Origin of the sequence: Pseudomonas sp. 39004, from assembly GCF_028682155.1 — a bacterium.
Lineage (GTDB): Bacteria > Pseudomonadota > Gammaproteobacteria > Pseudomonadales > Pseudomonadaceae > Aquipseudomonas > Aquipseudomonas capeferrum.
The window spans coordinates 1-4,561 of sequence record NZ_JANIAG010000272.1 but is presented as its reverse complement, the minus strand read 5'-3'; the positions used below and the strand labels follow the sequence as shown (position 1 = coordinate 4,561).

Annotated in this window: 1 protein-coding gene; it reads right to left on the bottom strand. The window is 66.3% G+C overall.

Going from position 1 to position 4,561, the window contains the following annotated elements; translation table 11 throughout:
- A partial coding sequence (locus NP534_RS25800) for an Ig-like domain-containing protein (RefSeq protein WP_274100598.1) occupies positions 1 to 4,561 on the bottom strand: 4,561 nt, incomplete at both ends.

Genomic DNA, 4,561 nt, shown 5'->3' with positions numbered 1-4,561 from the left:
TCACCGTGCCCGCTGCGTTGCGAACCTGAACAGTGGCGCCCGGCTCGCCGCGACCGGTAAGCGTTACGCCTTCGGCCAGGGCCAAGTCGGTCGGCTGCGCCGGTGGCAGCAGGTCTTGCGAAGCGACCGAGCCCGGCTGCGAAACGTTGCCAGCGGCATCGGTCAGGGTCACTTGCAAGGTACTGCCGTCGATCACGGCAGGGTCAAGCGCGATCACGAAAGTGCCGTCTGCACCCACAGTGCCCGTCGCCAGCACATTGCCGGCAGCATCACGCACCTGCACGGTGGTGCCCGCTTCGCCACGGCCGCTGAGCTGCGAGCCAGTGAGGCCGATCACCAGGTTGGTCGGTGCACTCGGTGGTGTGGTGTCGACCCCGTCGATATCCGGCGCAGTGACCGAACTGGTAAGCGAAGTGTTGCCAGCAGCGTCGGTCGCCGTGGCTTGCAGCGTTTCACCATCGACCTGAGGCGGAGTGAGGGTGATGTTGAATACGCCGGTTGGGCCAACCAGGGCACTGCCCAGTTCAGTGCCGTCGGCGGCAAGAATACGCACGGTGCTGCCGGGTTCGGCACGGCCGGTAATGACAGTGCCGTCAGCGCTGACAGCCAACTCGCTTGGTGCGGCTGGAGCAGTGATGTCCGGCGCGGTGATCTGCGCAGGCAGGGACGAAAGCCCTGTGTCATCGATGGCGACTACGTCCAGCAGTTCGCCGTTGGCCTGGGCGGGGTCGAGCTCGAGAGTGAAGGTGCCGTCGGCACCGGCAATGGCGCTGCCGATCAACGTGCCATTGGCATCGTGGACTTCCACACGGCTACCGGCCGGGGCGGTACCGGTAAGGGTGGTGCCATCGGCATCGATGGCCAGCCCGCTCGGGCTGGCGGGTGCAGTCGTCAGAGGGACATCGAACTCCACCACGGTCGACGCGTTGCCGCTTGGGTCAACCTGTACCAGGCTCAGCTGTTCGCCCGGTTGCGCAGCCGGGTCCAGGTTGACCAGGAACGTACCATTGGCGCCGACTACACCGCGGCCAAGCAGGTTGCCATCGGCGTCGCGCACTTCCACGGTAGCGCCTGCTTCGCCACGACCGCTGAGGGCCAGGCCGCCGGCGCCGATAACGATGTTGCTGACCGCATCCGGCGGGGTGATGTCGGGGGCATCGAATTGCAGCGGCGCAGAGCTGTTGCCGGCGGCATCCACCTGGCGGACATCCAACGCCTCGCCATTGGCCTGAGCTGGGGAGAGCGTCAGGCTGAAGCTGCCATCTGCGCCCACCAGGCCGGTGCCAATCACGTTACCTGCGGCGTCACGCACCTGAACTGTGGCACCCGGCTCGCCGCGGCCAGTAAAGGTCACGCCTTCGGCCAGGGCCAGGTCGGTCGGCTGCGCCGGTGGCAGCAGGTCTTGCGAGGTAACCGAGCCTGGTTGCGAAACGTTGCCAGCGGTATCGGTCAGGGTCACTTGCAAGGTACTGCCGTCGATCACGGCAGGGTCAAGCGCGATCACGAAGGTGCCATCTGCACCGACGGTGCCGGTCGCCAGCACATTGCCGGCGGCGTCACGCACCTGCACGGTGGTGCCTGCTTCGCCACGGCCGGTAAGTTGATGGCCAGCCAGGCCGATCCCCAGATCAACAGGGGCGTCAGGCGGCGTGGTATCGCCGCCGTCGATGTCCGGTGCGGTGACGGAGCTGGCTGTCGAGGTATTGCCTGCGGCGTCGGTTGCGGTGGCTTGCAGCACTTCACCATCGACCTGAGGCGGAGCGAGGGTGATGTTGAACACACCAGTCGGACCGACCAGGGCGCTGCCCAGTTCGGTGCCGTCGGCGGCAAGAATACGCACGGTGCTGCCCGGTTCGGCGCGGCCGGTGATAACAGTGCCGTCAGCGCTGACAGCCAGTTCACTCGGTGTGGCCGGCGCGGTGATATCTGGCGCGGTGATCTGCGCAGGCAGGGACGACAACCCTGTGTCATCGATCGCGACTACATCCAGCAGTTCGCCGTTGGCCTGGGCGGGGTTGAGCCCGATAGTGAAAGTACCGTCGGCACCGGCAATGGCGCTGCCGATCAACGTGCCGTTGGCATCATGGACTTCCACACGGCTGCCGGCTGGGGCGGTACCGGTGAGGGTGGTGCCGTCGGCATCGATGGCCAGGTCGCTCGGGCTGGCTGGGGCTGTTATCAGGGGCACATCGTATTCAAGGGCAACCGAAGCGTTACCGCTCGGGTCGGTCTGCACCAGGCTCAAGTGCTCGCCGGGTTGAACGGCGGGGTCGAGGTTGATGATGAAGGTGCCATTGGCGGCCACGGTGCCGGTGCCGATCACATTGCCGTTGGCATCACGCACTTCGACGCTGGCCCCAGCTTCACCGCGACCGCTCAGTACAAGGCCGCCAGCGCCGACGACAATACCGCTTACTGCGGCAGGCGGAGTAATGTCCGGGGCATCGAATTGCAGCGTGGTCGAGCTGTTGCCAGCGGCATCCACCAGGCGGATGTCCAGGGCTTCGCCGTTTGCTTGAGCCGGGGCGAGGGTGACGCTGAACAAGCCATCGGCGCCCACCAAGCCGGTGCCGATCACTGTGCCCGCTGCGTCGCGAACTTGAACAGTGGCGCCAGGCTCGCCGCGACCGGTAAGCGTTACGCCTTCGGCCAGGGCCAAGTCGGTCGGCTGTGCCGGTGGCAGCAAATCTTGCGAAGCGACCGAGCCCGGCTGCGAAACGTTGCCAGCGGCATCGGTCAGGGTGACTTGCAGGGTGCTGCCGTCGATCACGGCAGGGTCAAGCGCGATCAAGAAGGTGCCATCTGCACCGACGGTGCCGGTCGCCAGCACATTGCCGGCAGCATCAAGCACCTGCACGGTAGTGCCCGCTTCGCCACGGCCAGTGAGTTGATGACCCGCGAGGCCGATCACCAGATCAACGGGGGCGTCAGGCGGCGTGGTGTCGCCGCCGTCGATATCGGGTGCGGTGACGGAGCTGGCTGTCGAGGTATTGCCTGCGGCGTCGGTTGCGGTGGCTTGCAGTACTTCGCCGTCGACTTGCGGCGGAGCGAGGGTGATGTTGAACACGCCGGTTGGGCCGACCAGGGCGCTGCCCAGTTCGGTACCGTCGGCGGCAAGAATACGGACGGTGCTGCCCGGTTCGGCGCGGCCAGTGATAACAGTGCCGTCAGCGCTGACGGCCAGCTCACTCGGTGCGGCCGGCGCGGTGATGTCTGGCGCGGTGATCTGCGTAGGCAGGGACGAAAGCCCTGTGTCATCGATGGCGACTACGTCCAGCAGTTCGCCGTTGGCCTGGGCCGGATTGAGCTCGATAGTGAAGGTGCCGTCGGCACCGGCAATGGCGCTGCCGATCAGCGTGCCATTGGCATCGTGCACTTCCACGCGGCTGCCGGCTGGGGCGGTACCGGTGAGGGTGGTGCCGTCGGCGTCGATGGCCAAGCCGCTCGGGCTGGCCGGCGCGGTGGTCTGTGGCACATCGTATTCAAAGGCAACCGAAGCGTTACCGCTCGGGTCGGTCTGCACCAGGCTCAAGTGTTCGCCAGGTTGTACGGTAGGGTCCAAGTCGATCAGGAACGTGCCGTTGGCCAATACCGTACCGGTGCCAATCACATTGCCGTTGGCGTCGCGCACTTCGACAGTGGCACCCGGCTCGCCACGACCACTCAGGGCCACGCCTCCGGCACCGACGACGATGTTGCTGACGGCAGCAGGCGGCGTGATGTCCGGTGCATCGAATTGCAGCGGAGCGGAGGTATTGCCAGCGGCATCCACCTGGCGGATATCCAGTGCCTCGCCATTGGCCTGAGCAGGGGACAGCGTCAGGCTGAAGCTACCGTCTGCACCCACCACGCCGGTACCGATCACGTTGCCTGCGGCGTCACGCACCTGAACCGTAGCCCCAGGCTCGCCACGACCGGTAAGGGTCACGCCTTCGGCCAGGGCCAGGTCGGTCGGCTGCGCCGGTGGCAGCAGGTCTTGCGAAACGACCGAGCCCGGCTGCGAAACGTTGCCGGCGGCATCGGTCAGGGTCACTTGCAGGGTGCTGCCGTCGATCACAGCAGGGTCAAGCGCGATCACGAAGGTGCCGTCTGCACCGACGGTACCGGTCGCCAGTACATTGCCGGCAGCATCACGTACCTGAACGGTGGTACCTGCTTCGCCGCGGCCGCTAAGCTGCGCGCCAGCGAGGCCGATTACCAGGTTGGTCGGTGCCTCCGGTGGCGTGGTATCACCGCCGTCGATATCCGGCGCGGTGACGGAACTGGTTGTCGAGGTATTGCCCGCAACGTCGGTTGCGGTGGCTTGCAGCACTTCGCCATCGACTTGCGGCGGGGCGAGGGTGATGTTGAACACGCCGGTCGGCCCGACCAGGGCGCTGCCCAGTTCGGTGCCGTCGGCGGCAAGAATACGCACGGTGCTGCCCGGTTCGGCGCGGCCAGTGATAACAGTGCCGTCAGCGCTGACGGCCAGTTCGCTCGGTGCGGCCGGCGCGGTGATGTCTGGCGCAGTGATCTGTGCAGGCAGGGACGAAAGCCCCGTGTCATCGATGGCGACTACGTC